This window comes from Natrinema versiforme (assembly GCF_005576615.1).
In the GTDB taxonomy this organism is placed as follows: domain Archaea; phylum Halobacteriota; class Halobacteria; order Halobacteriales; family Natrialbaceae; genus Natrinema; species Natrinema versiforme_A.
Window position 1 is genome coordinate 2,766,496 of sequence record NZ_CP040330.1, and the last position, 16,219, is coordinate 2,782,714.

At 65.0% G+C, this 16,219-nt stretch carries 17 protein-coding genes; 7 read left to right on the plus strand and 10 right to left on the minus strand.

Going from position 1 to position 16,219, the window contains the following annotated elements; genetic code table 11:
• Position 1: 1 nt before the first annotated feature.
• Both FEJ81_RS13585 and FEJ81_RS13590 read left to right on the plus strand, forming a co-directional pair.
• A complete protein-coding gene (locus FEJ81_RS13585) occupies positions 2-1,711 on the plus strand; it encodes a pyrroloquinoline quinone-dependent dehydrogenase (RefSeq protein WP_138245794.1) in 1,710 nt (569 codons plus the stop codon).
• A gap of 24 nt (positions 1,712-1,735) precedes the next feature.
• Complete coding sequence (locus FEJ81_RS13590) at positions 1,736-3,136, plus strand: cupredoxin domain-containing protein (RefSeq protein ID WP_138245795.1); 1,401 nt, start codon at positions 1,736-1,738, stop codon at positions 3,134-3,136.
• A 63-nt stretch (positions 3,137-3,199) separates the two neighbouring features.
• Here FEJ81_RS13590 and FEJ81_RS13595 read toward each other — a convergent pair whose 3' ends face one another.
• Positions 3,200-3,619, minus strand: coding sequence for a GlcG/HbpS family heme-binding protein (locus FEJ81_RS13595; protein ID WP_138245796.1), 420 nt, complete (start codon positions 3,617-3,619; stop codon positions 3,200-3,202).
• 199 nt (positions 3,620-3,818) lie between these two features.
• On the opposite strand from FEJ81_RS13595, the gene FEJ81_RS13600 reads away from it, so the two are divergent.
• Complete coding sequence (locus tag FEJ81_RS13600; RefSeq protein ID WP_138246793.1) at positions 3,819-4,979, plus strand: glutathione-independent formaldehyde dehydrogenase; 1,161 nt, start codon at positions 3,819-3,821, stop codon at positions 4,977-4,979.
• Positions 4,980-5,032: 53 nt separating this feature from the next.
• Here FEJ81_RS13600 and FEJ81_RS23245 read toward each other — a convergent pair whose 3' ends face one another.
• Positions 5,033-5,200 (minus strand): hypothetical protein, encoded by a 168-nt coding sequence (locus FEJ81_RS23245; RefSeq protein WP_175416422.1) that lies wholly within the window; start codon positions 5,198-5,200, stop codon positions 5,033-5,035.
• Positions 5,201-5,351: 151 nt separating this feature from the next.
• Here FEJ81_RS23245 and FEJ81_RS23250 point away from each other — a divergent pair, with 151 nt between their 5' ends.
• On the plus strand, positions 5,352-5,510 hold the full coding sequence (locus FEJ81_RS23250) for a hypothetical protein (protein ID WP_175416423.1): 159 nt from the start codon (positions 5,352-5,354) through the stop codon (positions 5,508-5,510).
• 183 nt (positions 5,511-5,693) lie between these two features.
• Here the strand turns inward: FEJ81_RS23250 and FEJ81_RS13610 are convergent, their stop codons facing one another.
• From FEJ81_RS13610 to lrpA1, 5 genes are all read right to left on the minus strand, one after another.
• Positions 5,694-6,809, minus strand: a complete 1,116-nt coding sequence (locus FEJ81_RS13610; protein WP_138245798.1) for a CobW family GTP-binding protein — start codon at positions 6,807-6,809, stop codon at positions 5,694-5,696.
• Between the two features lie 197 nt (positions 6,810-7,006).
• On the minus strand, positions 7,007-7,909 hold the full coding sequence (locus FEJ81_RS13615) for a DMT family transporter (RefSeq protein WP_175416424.1): 903 nt from the start codon (positions 7,907-7,909) through the stop codon (positions 7,007-7,009).
• A 56-nt stretch (positions 7,910-7,965) separates the two neighbouring features.
• Positions 7,966-8,556: a nitrous oxide reductase accessory protein NosL gene (locus FEJ81_RS13620; RefSeq protein ID WP_138245800.1), complete on the minus strand. Its 591-nt coding sequence runs from the start codon at positions 8,554-8,556 to the stop codon at positions 7,966-7,968.
• A 90-nt stretch (positions 8,557-8,646) separates the two neighbouring features.
• Positions 8,647-9,126, minus strand: a complete 480-nt coding sequence (locus FEJ81_RS13625; RefSeq protein ID WP_138245801.1) for an SRPBCC family protein — start codon at positions 9,124-9,126, stop codon at positions 8,647-8,649.
• A 73-nt stretch (positions 9,127-9,199) separates the two neighbouring features.
• Positions 9,200-9,628: an HTH-type transcriptional regulator LrpA1 gene (gene lrpA1, locus FEJ81_RS13630; protein ID WP_138245802.1), complete on the minus strand. Its 429-nt coding sequence runs from the start codon at positions 9,626-9,628 to the stop codon at positions 9,200-9,202.
• Positions 9,629-9,782: 154 nt separating this feature from the next.
• On the opposite strand from lrpA1, the gene FEJ81_RS13635 reads away from it, so the two are divergent.
• Positions 9,783-10,097, plus strand: coding sequence for a hypothetical protein (locus tag FEJ81_RS13635; RefSeq protein WP_138245803.1), 315 nt, complete (start codon positions 9,783-9,785; stop codon positions 10,095-10,097).
• Positions 10,098-10,170: 73 nt separating this feature from the next.
• Positions 10,171-11,340, plus strand: a complete 1,170-nt coding sequence (locus FEJ81_RS13640; RefSeq protein WP_138245804.1) for a LolA family protein — start codon at positions 10,171-10,173, stop codon at positions 11,338-11,340.
• Positions 11,341-11,460: 120 nt separating this feature from the next.
• Here the strand turns inward: FEJ81_RS13640 and FEJ81_RS13645 are convergent, their stop codons facing one another.
• The 3 genes from FEJ81_RS13645 to FEJ81_RS13655 all read right to left on the minus strand — a co-directional run bounded on the left by FEJ81_RS13645 (position 11,461) and on the right by FEJ81_RS13655 (position 15,321).
• Positions 11,461-12,396 (minus strand): thiamine pyrophosphate-dependent enzyme, encoded by a 936-nt coding sequence (locus tag FEJ81_RS13645; protein WP_138245805.1) that lies wholly within the window; start codon positions 12,394-12,396, stop codon positions 11,461-11,463.
• Positions 12,397-12,399: 3 nt separating this feature from the next.
• Positions 12,400-14,304, minus strand: coding sequence for a 2-oxoacid:acceptor oxidoreductase subunit alpha (locus FEJ81_RS13650; protein ID WP_138245806.1), 1,905 nt, complete (start codon positions 14,302-14,304; stop codon positions 12,400-12,402).
• Between the two features lie 240 nt (positions 14,305-14,544).
• A complete protein-coding gene (locus tag FEJ81_RS13655) occupies positions 14,545-15,321 on the minus strand; it encodes a PHP domain-containing protein (protein ID WP_138245807.1) in 777 nt (258 codons plus the stop codon).
• A gap of 201 nt (positions 15,322-15,522) precedes the next feature.
• Between FEJ81_RS13655 and FEJ81_RS13660 the strand changes: the two genes are divergently transcribed.
• Entirely contained in the window at positions 15,523-16,179 is a 657-nt protein-coding gene (locus FEJ81_RS13660) for a lactate utilization protein (protein ID WP_138245808.1), read from the plus strand.
• Positions 16,180-16,219 lie beyond the last annotated feature (40 nt).

A 16,219-nucleotide genomic window follows, 5' to 3' on the forward strand; every position in this document is an offset into this window, starting at 1 on the left:
CATGGCACTACGCAACGACAGGGCCGTTCAGGCCGCACGCGAGATCGAACTGCGAGAGATCGAGGACGGCTACACGCTGGTCGGGGGTCCAGACGACTCGGTCACCGAACAGCACGATACCGACCGCATTCCGGAGGTCGACGTCGATCAGGAGATGCTGAGCGGGACCGGCGACGACCCCGAGTCGTGGCTCATGTACGGCGGAAACTACGAACAACACCGGGCCACGCCCGCCGACACGATCACGCCCGAGAACGTCTCCGACCTCGAGCTCGAGTACGAGCTGTCGGTCGGGACGGGCTCGAGCATGGAGGGGACGCCCATCGTGATCCCGGGCGACCCGCCGGTCATGTACCAGACGAACGGGCCGAATCACATGAAGGCGATCGACCCCCGCGAGGGGGAGGTCCTCTGGAGCTACACCTACGCGGTCCCGATGGGCGTCGAACTCTGCTGTGACGACAACAACCGCGGGGCCGCCGTCTACGGCGACAAGGTGTACATGACGACGCTCGACTCGGGCGTCGTCGCGCTGAATCGGTACACCGGCGAGGAGGAGTGGTACACGAGCACGGCCGACCACGAAGAGGGGTACTCCGCGACGTGGGCACCGGTGATCCACGACGGCACGATCTACACCGGCAGCGCCGGCGGCGAGTACGGCGTGCTCGGATTCATGGCCGCGCTCGATGCGGAGAGCGGCGAGATCCAGTGGCAGACCGAGACGCTCCCGGAGGACGAGTGGGTCGGCGCGAGCCGCGAGCACGGCTGCGGGACGACCTGGATGACGCCGACGATCGACGAGGACCGCGAGGTTCTCTACACGGCGGTCGCGAACCCCGGACCGGACTTCGACGGCACGGTGCGGCCGGGACCGAACTTCCCCACCTGCGGAACCATCTCGCTGGACCTCGAGAGCGGCGAGTGGGAATGGGGGTTCCAGAGTAGCCCGCACGACGTCTGGGACTACGACGCGGTCGCGCCGCGGGTACTGATTCGCGATGTAGACGTCGACGACGGACCGTCGGAGATGGTCGTCGGTTCGGACAAGACCGGCTGGGTGTACATGATGGACGCCGAGTCCGGCCGGCTCCACGAGCGCAGCGAGGAGATCTGCCAGCACATCAATATGTGGGAGATGATTCCCCACCTCAGCTCGGACGAGCGGATCCCGTTCGTCCCGGGCGCGCCGGGGGGCAACGACTGGCAGCCGCCGTCGTACAACCCGGAAACCGGGTACGTGTACGTCGTCCATCAGAACTTCCCACAGGACCTGATGTGGCGCTACGAGGAGTACAGCGAGGGCAACCCCTACTGGGGCGGCGATCTCTCCGACCCGGCCGAGGAGTTCCCCGACGAGTGGAACGAGTCGATCACCGCGTTCGCCGCGGTCGATCCCGCGACGGGCGAGCGCGTCTGGCGCGAGTGGACCGAGAGCGAGGACAACCACTACATGTGGGGCGGGTCGCTGTCGACTGCGACCGGACTCGTGTTTAACGGCACCCAGAACGGCAACTTCGTCGCTTACGACGGCGAGAGCGGCGACCGCCTCTGGGAGTACGAGTTCGACGTGCCGATCAGCGCCTCGCCGATGAGCTGGTACGATCCCGGCGAGGAGAAGCAGTACGTGGCCGTCCAGGTCGGCGGCAGCGGCTGGCTCCGTCAGGGACCGCGCGGCGACACGCTCGCCGTGTTCTCGATGGACGCCTGAACACAAGACAGCATCAACACAACAATGTCAAACGAAAACCAATCTCGCGACGACGTTTCCCGTCGCGGCGTGCTGAAAGGCACGGCGGCGCTCGCCGGGACGGCCGCGATGGCCGGTACCGCCGGTGCCTACCGCGACGAGATCGACTTCCGACTGCCGGCCACACAGAACGACGGCGAGGGCCGGACGCTCTCGCTGCTCGGCATCGTCGGCGGCTGGGTCGGCGTCGCACCCGCAGAGATCGACGGCGCATCGAACCCGCCGCTGCGGCTGATCGAAGGCGAAGAGAACGAGATCGTCTGGACGAACGGCGACGGCTCGCGTCACAACTTCACCCTCGAGGACGAGAGCGGCGACGTGATCGAGGCGACCGATTTCGTCGAAGAACAGGGCGAGTCGACCTCGCTCACGATCACGCCCGAAGGGGAGATGGCGGGCTACTACTGCGTTCCGCACCCGGTCCAGATGCGCGGTCCGGTCGAACTGATCGATCCGGACGAGGTCCACGAGTTGCGGGTCCAGGTCGAAGACCAAGAGGGCGAGCCCCTCGGCGCGGAGGTGTTCGTCGGGGATCACCACTCCTTCTCCGACCCGTCTGCGCGGCCGAGTCCACCCGAAGAGCAAACGGAGGAATCGGAAGCACAAGAGACGGACCCGGATCAGGCGACGGACGCGGAGGAAGGAGCCGAAGAGACGACGCCGGAAGCGGACCAGACCTCGGAGGACGAGGACGGAGACGGAACCGGGGACGAACAGGGCCAGGAAGACCCGCCGGCGATGGCCCGCTTCGACATGCTCGAGGACGGCGAGTACGACCTCGAGGTCTGGACCTACGGCCACGAGCAGGTCACCGACACGGTGACGATCGACGGCAGCGATCAGGAGGTCACCGTCACGCTGCCGGCGGTCGAACCCGGCGACCCGACCGAGACGTACTCGCTCCAGCTTCAGGAGGGGCAGTGGGTCGGCGTCGAACCCGACGACATCGCCGAGGAGGCGAACCCGACGCTCGACCTCGAGGCGGGTGAGACCTACGCGATCGAGTGGGAGAACGCCATCGGCCGCCAGCAGCCGGAGCGGGAGAACAGGACCTTCGAACCGCTGCCCGGTCACAACTTCGTGATCGCCAGCGGTGGCGACACGAACCAGTGGAACACCTACGTCCGGTCGAACTTCACTGACGAGGCAGGCGCGACGCAAAGCGTCGAGTTCGTCGCCAACGAGGACATGGGCGTCTACCTCGACCAGTCGCAGCTCGACGCCGTCGGCGAGATCTCCGTCGAGGGAGAAAGTGAAGAGACGGGAGAAATCCAAGAAGAAGAGATTGAACGGGGCGATGACGAGACGGAGACTGGCGGCAGCGGAGCGGAGACTGGCGGCAACGAGACGGAGGCGAGCGGCAACGAAACGACCGACGCCGACTGAACCGACTGCTGCGGCCGTCGCCCCTCGTTTTTCTTCGGCGCGATCCGACCTCGAGGCGAGTCGTTACGCGGAGAGGTCGTCGAATTTGTCGACGCCCGCCTCCGCGACGTCCATATCCTGCTCGACCGCGCCCCCGCTGACGCCGATCGCGCCGACGATATCGCCGTCCCGCTCCAGCGGATAGCCGCCGCCGAAGATGACCATCCGCCCCTGGTTGGTGTTCTGCAGGCCGTACAGCGATTCGCCGGGCTTCGTCGGCTCCTCCAGCTCGTGCGTCGGCATGTCCAGTGCGGCAGCCGTGTAGGCCTTGTTCCTGGAGATGTCGACCGACGCGAGCCACGCGCCGTCCATCCGGTGTTGGGCGACGAGGTTGCCCTCGGAATTCGCGACCGTGATCACCATCGGATTGTCGATCTCGTTCGCCCGTCGTTCGGCCGCGTCGATGACTTCCTTCGCCGTGTCGAGACTCACTGTATCTACCATGCGATCTTTTCTCACACCAGTGGGGGATATAAACACCCTCTATAAAAATAATCATACGTTCGATCGAAATCTATCTGCGGTTGAAACTACCAGCCGAAGCCACTCTCAGATCGGGTGTTGTTTGTTTCTCGTCGGACGGCGGGCGAACATTTACAACGGAGACCGTGGTCCGTTTAGCGAGGATTGATACCAAATGTCAATGAACGCCGTCGTCTACCAGGGACCGAACGAAGTAGCCGTCGAAGCGGTCGACGAACCGGAGATCGAACACGAGAACGACATCATCGTCGACATCACGACGACGTGCATCTGCGGTTCGGACCTTCACATGTACGAGGGCCGGACCTCGGCCGATCCGGGAATCGTCTTCGGCCACGAGAACATGGGGAACGTGATCGAGACCGGCGACGCGGTCACGTCGCTCGAGGAGGGCGACCGCGTCGTGATGCCGTTCAACGTGGCCTGCGGGTTCTGCCGGAACTGCGAGAACGGCTACACCGGGTTCTGTACCAACGTCAACCCCGGCTTCGCCGGCGGCGCGTACGGCTACGTCGCGATGGGGCCGTACAAGGGCGGCCAGGCCGAGAAACTCCGGGTCCCCTACGCCGACTTCAACGCGCTGAAGCTCCCGGAGGGCGACGAGTACGAGGACTCCTTCGCGCTCCTCGCGGACATCTTTCCGACGGGGTGGCACGGTACCCGACTCGCGAACCTGCAACCCGGCGAGTCGATCGCGATCTTCGGGGCCGGCCCCGTCGGCCTGATGGCCGCCTACAGCGCCAAGCTCCAGGGCGCGTCGGAGATTTACATCGTCGACCGCGTGGAGAGCCGCCTCGAGCTAGCCGAGGATCACTGCGACGCCCGCCCGATCAACTTCGAGGAGAGCGACCCGGTCGAACAGATCAAAGATTTGCACGGTGGGGGCGTCGACAACGGCGTCGACGCGGTGGGCTATCAGGCGATCGACCCCGAGACGGATCCGACTGACGATGCCTATGATCCCGCCCGAGAAAACCCCGCGGTCGTACTGAATCAGCTCATCCAGACCGTCCGACCGACCGGCGAACTCGGTATTCCGGGACTATACGTCCCGTCTGACCCCGGCGCGCCCGACGAGATGGCAGCCCAGGGTCGACTCGGTATCGACTTCGGCAAGGCCTTCGAGAAGGGACTGAAGTTCGGCACCGGCCAGACGAACGTCAAGGAGTACAATCGGGAGCTACGAGACATGATCATCGAGGGGCGCGCCGACCCCAGCTGGGTCGTCTCCCACCGCGTCGACCTCGACCGTGCGCCGGAGATGTACGAGAAGTTCGACGACCGCGAGGAAGGCGTCATCAAGGTCTTGCTCGAGCCGTAGCCGTTCCGCCGGATCGGACCGGGATCTCGCCCGGTCCGCCAGCGACTCCGACGCTAGCTTCGCAGCCACGCCGTCGGGTGTTCGACACGGAGGTGATCCTGATACCGTTTGATCAGTTCCGGATAGGATCCCGCAGTCGCGTGCCACTCGCAGCGATCGCACTCCCGTTCGACCGTGTCGCTCGTGCTACTAACGTATCCGCCTCGTCGATTCGTGCTCATCGCCGCTCCCTCGCGACGACCGAATTTTGCTGTCCCATTCGGCGATCACTCGCGTTCAATGCCGTCGCACCTTCGCTCTGTCGCTTGCGACCGACTCGAGCGTGTCTCGAACGGCACAACTGGTATGTCGTCGACCGACGTAACCCGATGCATGTGCCAGTACTGCAGCTACTCCCTGCACGACGGCTGGACGCGGCTGCTCGAGTACGACGATATCTATCAGGACGCCCTTCCCGACCGGACGGCGGATCAGTCGACGCACGGTTTTCACGAGTCCTGGGCGGAACTCAGTGACCAACTGGAGTCTTGACATCCTCCCCGCGCTAAAGCGCGAGGATTCCTCCGTTGGGGGTTCAGCTACCGACCTACGGAGGCAACTTGCGGGTTCGTGCGCACTTCTTTGGGACTTTCATGAGGGTGTGGTTTCCCCGACCAGTCGTGGTCGTCCCACTCGAATCGCACGGGCCGTGCCATCAGCCTGACTTCGTAACGGCTACAGCGGGAACGGATCGGCCACCGCTTCCGCCGCTTCCGGCTCGTCGCCATCGAGTACGCACGCCTCGAGTTCCTCGCGAATCCGTTCCTCGTTCATTTCTCGGCCGATGAACACCAGTTGCGTACGACGGTCGTCGTCCGGCCGCCACTCGCCGATCGGACCGGCCCTGACGGACGGCCCGGCCTGACTGACGCCGATCACCGCCTCGCGGTTCGCGACGTGACAGACGCCTTTGGCCCGGATGATCGATCCGTCCCAGTCCTCGAGCCAAGCCGCGAGTCGCTCCGGGTGGAACGGTCGGTCGGACCGGAAGACGAACGAGGAGACGCCGTGGCGCTCGGCGGCGCGTCGCTCCTCGTCGCGGGTGTGCACCTCGTGGTCGTGGCCCTCCCCGCGCAGGTGGCGTTTCCACCCCTGGGAGCGCTTTGCCGTCTCGAAGTCGAATCGACCGGTGTCGAGAATGACATCCGGATCCACCTCACAGTAGGTCGTTCGGAGCCGTTTCGCTCGCGGCTGGAGGGTCTCGACGACCGATTCGATCTCCTCGAGGACGTCGTCGGGGACCATATCGGACTTGTTGAGCAGCAAGACATCGCAGAACTCGATTCCCTCGACGAGGACCTCGCTCAGCGGTCGGTCCTCGTCGGGCTGAGCGGCCTCCGGTAGCCGTTCCCCGGCGTCGAACTCCTTCCAGAAGCCGTACGTATCGAGGACGGTCACCATCGTGTCCAGCCGAAACAGCGTCGTCGGGTCAACGTCGCTGGCGTCCGTCCCTTCGGTGAACACCTGCGCGACGGGAATCGGTTCGCTGATCCCGGAGGATTCGACCAGCAGGTAGTCGAACGCTCGGCTCTCTGCCAGTTGCGCTGCCTCCTCGAGCAGGTCGCCCTGTAACCGACAGCAGATGCAGCCGTTCGAGAGGTCCACGATTCCGTCCTCGTCGTTTTCCCGCGCGATCAGCTCCGCGTCGACGTTCACCTCGCCCATGTCGTTGACGATCACCGCCACCCGTCGGTCGCCCGGATTCGACAGCACGTGATTGATCAGCGTCGTCTTTCCCGCACCGAGATAGCCGCTGACGACGGTGACGGGAATCGTGCCATTTCGTGCCATGCTATGTCGGGCACCACGAGCGGAGCGCTACTAAGTGACCGGGCAGTTCTCGCCGATAGTCTCGGATGCGAGACTGTTTATTACCGACCGAGACTCACTCTCGAGGCGCTGTCGATTCCGGAATCGCCTTCCGTCCGAATTCGCTACCGAAGTCGATCGGAGACGATTCACGAGGCGACGCTTCGCGGCCGAGTCCGTCAGTCCGCCGTTCCGTGCCCTCGCTCGCGCTCGAGGGTCGTCACGAAGACCCCCGCGATCACGACGAGGCCGCCGGCGATCGTGACCGCGTCGGGGACCTCCGCGAGCAAGACGAGCGCGAGCAGGGTCGCGCCCACCGGCTCGCCGAGCCACGCGACGCTGACGACGACCGACTCGAGGTGCTCGAGGACCCAGTTGCTCACCGTGTGGCCGAAGACGCCGGGGCCGACGGCCAGCCCGAGAAAGAGCAACCACTCGCGGGGCGGGTAGCCGACGTAGCTGTGGCCCTGCACGCCGACGAGACAGAACAGCGCGAGTACGCAGGCCCCGTAGACGACGGTCACGTAGGGAAACAGCGGCACGCGCTGGCGGATCGAGCGACCGGCGAGCACGTAGCCGGCGACGGTCACCGCGCCCAGCACGGCGAGGGCGTTGCCGTACGGCGTCGCACCGGAGAGGGCCGCGCCCTCGGCGTCGCCCAGCGACATCGCGGCGGCCCCGACGATCGCGACGGCGATTCCCGCCGCCGTCTCGCGGCCGATCCGCTCGCCGAGGACGAGGCTCGCACCGAGGGCCACGAAGATGGGCTGGCTCTGGACGAGCGTGACGCTCGCGGCGACCGTGGTGTGCTCGAGGCTCTCGAACCACGCCGCGAAGTGGACCGCGAGCGCGAGGCCGGCGACGGCGGCGCCCGCGAGGTCGCGCCGCGAGAGTCGCGCGAAGGCCGCGCGGTGTCGGGTGACGGCGAGCGGCGCGACGAGTATCGTCGTAAAGAGGACCCGATAGAAGGCCGCGACCGAACTCGGGGCCGCGCTCCAGCGGACCAGAATCGCGCTGGTACTCGTCGCGAACACCGCGACGGCGAGCGCGACCGCCGGCGTGACCTCGAGGTCGGTTTTCACACGTGATCGCACTCGCTCGAAGGGCCAAACGGGTTCCGGAACGAATCGTCGGGTCGTTACTCGTCCGGGAGCCACGTGCCGCGATAGATCGATGCGATCTCGAGGTCGACCTCGTCCAGTCCGACGATGATGTCCTCCTCGGGATTCAGGTATTCGGCGTCCCACTCCTCGAGGAAGGCGACGGCGTCCTCGCGGTTGGCGTAAGGACGCGGGTCGATCCCCATCGGATCGTCGGCCGCCTCTTTGTCGGTGATGAGGACGAAGTGGGCCTCGGTCGCGTCGATGAGGTCGCCGGTCCGGCGGTCGACCGTCCACGCCCCGGAGATCGGCGAGTCCGGCGTCGACGAGGCGATGTAGGCGAACAGACAGCCCGGCGACTCGACGGTCGCTCCCAACCCGTTTTCGTGAACGAGTTGCCCCCGACCGCCGAAATAGTTCTGGACCGACATGCTACAGACCGCACAGGAGTCGTCGTCCGCGAACTCGACCGGTCCCTCCTCGACGCCCTCCATCGTCGGTTCGTACACCTGCGCCTGCGAGTCGTTGTCCTCGTCGTCGCCGCCGAGACACCCCGCGATGCCGGCGATTACGCCTCCTCCGAGCGCACCCAACAGCCCCCGTCGCTCGAGTCCGTCGCGTTCAGTCATGCGCCGCTCTAGCGCCGCGACCGCCAAAACGAGCGTGGTACACCTCTCGAACCCGAACGGAACGGCGTTCGTCGCGATCGATCTCGCCAATCACTCGAGTTGGGCTTTCGCCAGCCGGTGGCGCGCCCGGAACATGGCCTCGAAGCCGAGCGTCGAAACGGGTTCGACCGCGTCGCCGAGCCCGCCGAACGGGAGTTCGTACTCGACGCGATCCCGAACGATCGTCCGATCGCGGTCGGCGTAGAAGGTGTGGGTGTGCTCCCAGTGGTCGAACGGGCCGTGAACCATCTCGTCGCGAAAGTACGCCGACCCCTCGCCGCGCTCGCGGTCCGTGATCACCGACGTCCAGTGCTGGCGCGGCCCCACGCCGAACGGGCGCATCGATAGCGCGATCTCCGATCCGGGCTCGAGCACGTCCGGCTCCGGCTCGCCGTCGGGACCGATCACGCGCTCGACGCGTAAGTGCAGCCAGTCGGGCGTGACCGCCTCGAGCCCGGAAATCCGCGAATTGAATGCCCAGACCGATTCGAACGGCGAGTCGACGGTCGTTTCGCGTTCGTACGTCTGCATGAACTGACTGGGTCTACGACGGCGAGCGTGAAAACGTGAATCCCGACGGCGACGACGGAGAGCGCCGAGGGGCTTACTTCAGTCGCTCCTGCAGGAACGAGGGATGGGCCGCGGTGACCCCGTCGATCTCGAGGAGTTCTTCGGAGATGGTCTCGCCGAGGGCGTCGCCGTCCTCGGCGCGTACTTCGGCCATTAGCATGTGGTCGCCGCTGGAACTGTACAGCGCCTCGACCTCGTCGAGGGACTTGAGCGCTTGCGTCGCCTCGACGTAGCGCTCGCTGGCCACGTCGATCCCGACCAGCGCAATCGTCTGGCTCGAGAGCTTCTTCGGGTCTACGTCGGCCGAATAGCCGACGATGACGCCCTCGTCCTCGAGCTGATTGATGTACTTGCGAACTGTGGGTTTCGAGACGTTCGCCCGCTCGGCGATCTCGGCGTAGGACGCCTGTGCGTCCTCCTCGAGAACGTCGAGAATTCGGTCTTCCGTCGCCTGCGTACTCATGAGAGTATGTTTTGCTCGGGCGGAAAAATATCTTTTGTATACGAAAACGACGGATATCCGAACGGAAGCAGGCGAAACGGCGGGTATGCGGGCCGCAGTTCGAACAGATAACCGTCGGACTTATTCGCCCGCTGGGCACAGATCCGGCACCGAAATGGTCGATCCGAACCTCGTCAGCGGCTTCGTCTGGATCCTCTGTGGACTCGCGATTCTGGGTCTTGGCTCCCTCATCGCGTTCCGCGGGCGCGTCGACCTTCACGCGAACTACGACGAGTCGGTCGACCCGGCACACGTCGCCCGATGGGCGGGCGGGACGGCCCTGCTCATGGGTGTACTCGTGGTGGCGTACGGCGTCCGCGAGATGCGGTCCGGCTTCGACCCCCGCTTCCTCGCCGGGCTGATCGTCACTCTGCTCGTCCTGCGGTTCCTCTCGAACCTGTTCGCCGGCGGGTTCGGTGCTCGCGAGTAGACCGGCGACCGATCCGATGACGACGGAACCCGGACCGACGAGTTAATGATTGCTGAAAAGTGATGTAGATAACATGTTGGCCAGCGATCGCGACCCCCGATCCACCCTTCTCACCGTCGCGCTGGCGCTCGTCCTCCTGACCGCGGGCTGTGCCACGCTGCCGAGTAGCGGCCCGACCCCGGACGACCTCGAGCGAGAAATCAGCGACGCCGAGCCGCCGGACGATGTCGCCGCGACCGTCGAGGTTACCCGGACCGTGGACGGCGAGACGACTCAGTATACGGAAGCCGTCTGGCTCCGAAGTGACGGGAAGAGCCGAATCGAAACCAGCGCCGGCGGCACGGACACCGTCATCGTGGACGACGGCGACGAACGCTGGCACTACGACGCGGGCCACGACTGGGCGACCGGTCTCGAGACCGACCCGAACGCGATGTCGTACCTCGAGGGGCTGTACGCACAGCAAGAGCGCTACCTCGAGTCCTACGAGATCACGACGGCCGAAGCGACGACGGTCGACGGCCGCGACACCTACCGCGTGACGTTCGATCCGCCGGACAACGAGACGATCGAGCGATCGATCAATATCCTAATCGAGGACACCGAGTACGTCATTCCGCTGGCGACCAGCGAGGGCGAGCCCGCCGACCGCAGCGTCGACCGCGTCAAGGTCTGGTACGATCAGGAGACGCTGTTCCCGGTCAAACACGCGATCGAGGGCGACGGGATCGCCCTCGAGCGAACCTATCGAAACCTCTCGATCGACGGCGGGATCGACGACGAGCGCTTCGCGTTCGACCCACAGGCGGCGGGCGCGAACGGCACACACGTCGAGACGGTCGAATTCCCGTCGATCGACACCTACGATACCCTCGAGGCGGCCGACGCGGCCGTCCCGTTCGCGGTCGCCGAGCCGCCGGCAGATACGCTGCCCGACGCGGTCGAACTCGACTCGATCACGAGCTACGAGTTCCCCGACGAGAACCGGACGCAGGTCTCGCTCCAGTACCGAACGCCGGACGACGAGACGGTGTCGGTCACGACGAGCGACGGCCCGCGCCAGTTCGCGGTCGGCGGCGACGCGGTCGCGGTGGGGGCCGCGACGGGAACGATCGCCGAAACCGACGCGGGAACGGAGCTACAGTGGTCGTGCGGCGAGCGGACCTATTCGGTCTTCGCCGACGACGCGTTCGACGACGGCACGGCCGTGATGGTCGGCGAGTCGCTCCCGACTGGCTGCTAACGGAGTCGGGGCCCACTTCTATCTCTATCCCTGCTCGTCGCACTCGTGCGGTTGTGACACTCTCGAGTCGGGGCGAGACGAACTAGAAAAACCGAACCGCAGGGATCGCGCGGATCGAGTCTACGTGTGGCGCTCGAGCAGGTCGTAGCTACGCTCCCACTCGACGTCGTCGTCGAAGTACCGTTCCGCCAGCGGCTGGTCGGGCATCTCGCCGACGGCCTGCTTCTCCGCTTGGTAGGACGGTCGGTCCTCGTCAACGTAGTAGCGGCCGGTCAGGACGGTGCCCTCGTTGAGCACGTCTTCGGTCTCGCGCATCATCTCGGCGGCTTCCTCGCGATTGGTGACGTCGAAGTCGTAGTCGTCGGACTCCTGAACGTCGACGTAGGGGACGTACTGGCGGGCGTCCTTGTTCCACGTCGGACACTGGGTCAGGAAGTCGATGTGAGCGAAGCCGTCGTGTTCGATGGCCTCCTTGATGATCTCCTTTGCCTGATTCGGATTGACCGCAGCGGTGCGAGCGATATAGCTCGCGCCGGCAGTCAGCGACTGCGACAGCGGCCGAATCGGCGTCTTCGCGCTGCCCGAGGGCTGGGTCTTGGACTTGTGGCCCTTCGGGCTGGTCGGCGAGGTCTGGCCCTTCGTCAGGCCGAAGATCTCGTTGTTGAACACGATGTAGGTCATATCGTGGTTCTCCCGCGCCGAGTGGATGAAGTGGTTGCCGCCGATCCCGTAGCCGTCGCCGTCACCGCCGGCGGCGATGACCTCGAGGTCGGTATTGGCGAGCTTCGCGGCGCGAGCCACGGGCAGCGAGCGGCCGTGGATCGTGTGGAAGCCGTACGTGTCGAGGTAGCTGTTCAGCTTGCCGGAACAGCCGATCCCGGTGACGGTCAGCACCTCTTCGGGCGTCTTGCCGATCTCCGGCAGCGCCTGTTTCAGTGACTTCAGAACGCCGAAGTCACCACAGCCCGGACACCACGTCGGCTGCGGTTCGACGCCGGGGGTAAACTCGTCCCGGTCGATCTCCCGTTCCTCTCCGATAGCGTTGAATGCACTCATGGTTCAGTCACCTGCAGCGGGTTCGATTCGTACCTGTGCGGTCGGTTCGCGGTCCTCGTCGGCGAGGTTGACTTCGTAGCCCTCGACGATCTCGGCGGGCTCGAAGGGGTTGCCGTTGTACTTCAGCAGGCTGGTCAGCTTCTCGCCGAAGCGACCCAGTTCCTTCTGGAGCAGTCCGCGGAACTGCGCGGTGGCGTTCATCTCGACGACCATCGCCTCGTCGACACTCTCGAGGAATTCGGTCACCTCCTGCTCGGGGAACGGCATCATATCGGAGACGCTGAGCCCCTTGACGGAGTGGCCGTTCTCGTTGAGTCGCTCGATGGCCTCCTCGACGGCACCCTGACTCGAGCCCCACGTGATGATCCCGTACTCGGCCGTCTCGTCGCCGAAGTAGGTCTGCGTGGACTCGCGTTCCTCGTCGAGTTCCCGACGGATCGACTCGAGTTTATCGAGGCGACGGTCCATCTGGGCGACGCGGTTGTCGGGGTCCTCGCTGATGTGACCGACGGGCGAGTGCTCGTTACCGGTCGCGAGGTATCGACCGCCCTTCTGGCCGGGCAGCGACCGCGGGCTGACGCCGTTCTCGGCGTCCTCGTGGTTGAACCGCTTGAATTTCCCGGAGTTGTCGTGTGCGGCCTCTCGGAGTTCGTCCTCGGTCAGCGTCGACCCCAGATCCGGCTTGGGCTCGCGGTCGAAGAACTCGACGTCGACGTTGGTGTTCTCCCCGGAGAGCTTCTGGTCGTAGATGATGATCGCCGGGATCTGGTAGTCCCACGCGATCTCGAAGGCGAGTCTGGTCTGTTCGTAGGCCTCCTCGATGTTGCCCGGCGCGAAGACGACGCGCTGGGAGTCACCCTGACTCGTGTAGAGCACGTGCTCTAAGTCGGCCTGTTCGGGCTTGGTCGGCATCCCGGTCGAGGGACCGGCGCGCATGGCCTCGATGAGGACCAGCGGCGTCTCGGTCATCTCGGCGAGACCGAGCGGTTCGCTCATCAGGGCGAATCCGCCGCCCGAGGACCCGGACATGGCCTTGACGCCGGCGTGACTCGCGCCCACTGCGAGCGCGGCTGCGGCGATCTCGTCTTCGACCTGCTCGGAGACGCCGCCCATGTCGGGGAAGTTCTGGCTGAGGATGGTGAACACGTCCGTCCACGGCGTCATCGGGTAGCCGGCGATGAACCGACAACCGGCGTCGATCGCGCCGTAGGCGATCGCGTTCGAGCCCGACAGAAGCGCCTGCTCGGTCTCGTGGGAGCCTTCGGGGACACGAAGGTCGTGCTCGAAGTCGTACTCCTCTGTGACGATATCGTAGGCCTCGTGGAGAATCTCGAGGTTCGACTCGAGGATGTCCCCGCCCATGGCGTCCGACATCAGGTCCTCGATGTGCTCGAGATCCATCTCGAGCAGCGCCGCGGTGACACCCACACCGGCGGTGTTTCGCATGACCTCGCGGCCGTGATCGCGGGCGAGCGACCGAAGGTCCATCGGGAAGACGTGCCAATCGTTTGCTTCGGCACGTTCCTCGAGATTGATCGCTTCGACGTCTTCCTCGCTGACGAGACCCTCGTCGTAGACGATGATCCCGCCCTCGCGGAGGTCGTCTAGGTTCTCCGAGAGGGGTTTGATCTCTTCGTTTCCGTAGTAGGCTTCTTCCTGTGGGTTACGAGCGAAGGAGTCGCCCAGCGCGAGCAGGAAGTTGTAGCCGTCGCCACGTGACTGTACCTCGCGGTCCGCGGCCCGGATCTCGACGTAGGTGTGGCCACCCCGAATCCGCGACGGATAGTGGCGGTGTGTAAATACGTCGAGCCCCGAGCGCATCAGCGCCTTGGCAAAGTTCTGGCTCGTCGAGTCGATTCCGTCTCCGGAACCGCCCGCGATTCGCCAGATGAGTTCGTCGCTGCTCATAGGTGGATCAGTGGCCGATGGGCCAACCGTACCCGGATTTTCGTCCTACCGTACCTAAAGCCTTTGCTATAGATTACCAAGGAACTTTCGTGAAGAATGGACAGCCATTGAAGAATATGTATGAAAGATCATTACTATATTCGGGCCTTGTGCGTATAATTGTCCACATTCGTTCGGGGAACGGAAGTCGCGTTTGTCGCTATTGAACTGCTACGCCGTGCTCGACCGTTTCTCTGATCGCTACTCGAGGCCGTCGGGTACGACCGGCTCGAGTCCGGTCTCCGCGACGAAGTCGTCGAGGAAGTCGGCGCGGTCGGGGATCTCGCTCGGGTGGTGGGAGTCGGTGCCGACGGTCACGGCTACGTCGTGTTCGCGGAGGACGGTGAGAAATCGCTCGGAGGGGTGGACGATCTCGGCGTCGGTCAGCGCCCGGCCGGCGTTGATCTCGGGAACCGTTCGGGAGTCGGCGAACGCCCGCGCCACCTCCCGGTACTGCGCCTCCGTCGCTCGCCCCCGCAACGGCGGCGTCCGCTCGAGCAGGTCGGCGTGAGCCGCGATATCGAACAGTTCGGACTCGGCGAGCGCGATCAGCGTCTCAAAGTACTCGTCCGTGACCGCGTCGCGCTCGGCGTCGGACATCGCCGCAAAGTTCGACGCGACTTGGACGTTGTTCCCGCCGATCCCGTGGACGCTCCCGATCGCGTAGTCGAAGTTCGCCTCGTCGAGAAACGCATCGATCGCGTCCTCGTCGCGCGGATCGTAGTCCATCTCGACCGCGTCGTAGATCTCGAGGTCGAACTCCTCGCGGAGCCGCTCGATCCCCCGTCGCCGGCGCTCGTAGGTGAGATCGAGGTTGAAGCCGTAGAGGCTACGCATCGATTCGGGTCCCGCGCGCGAGGCCACGTTACAGTGGTCGGCGACGCCGACGCCCTCGAGCCCGGCCGCCTCGGCGGCGCGCACCATCCCCCTGAGAAAGTCGCCGTCCGAGTAGTTCGAGTGGACGTGAAAATCGCGCATACGCCGTCGACCACGGAGGGTCGGTTAGTAGTTTCGCTCGCGGAACACGTTTCGAACGAGCGGTGAACCGCCGCCTTACCCTGTCTGACAGCATACATATTCGCTACTCAAGGGAAGTAACACCGGGGTAATCACCTAACACCGGTATCCGCGAGCGCTTAAGTCCGATACGTCCCCATTCAAGGATACGGATACATTCAAATGTCACAGCAGAAATCCGATTACGTAGACGACGCCGAGATCGACGCGACGCTCGACGAACTCCCGACCGACGAGGCCGTCGAAGAGGCCGTCGAAAACCTCGAGGAAAACGGCTTCGATGTCGTCGTCGCCGACTCGGCCGAGGAAGCCCTCGAAGCGATCCAGTCACAGATCCCCGCCGGCGTGTCGGTGATGAACGGCCACTCCACGACGCTCGAGGAGATCGGCTTCGCCGACTACCTCTCCGAGGGCGACCACGAGTGGGAGAGTCTGGCCGACGAAATCTGGAGCATCGACGACGACGCGAAGCGCCAAGCCGCGCGGCGAGCGTCACAGACCGCCGACTACTTCCTCGGCGGCATCAACGCGATTGCCCAGACCGGCGAACTCGTCGCCGCCGACCGCTCCGGTAGTCGGATCGGCGCGTACCCCTTCGCCGCGAGCAACGTCGTCATCGTCAGCGGCGTCAACAAGATCGTCCCGACGCTCGACGACGCGCTCGAGCGCCTCGAGTCGGTGGCTTACCCCCTCGAGAACGAACGCGCACAGGAGGCCTACGGCGTCGATTCGGCCATCGCCAAGGAACTCATCTTCCGGCAGGAACTCGAGGAGGGGCGCACGACCGTCGTGCTCGTCCGCGAGCAGCTGGGGTACTAACGACCGGTCGCGCTCGGGGAAGGTGTTGCAGTACAGAGAT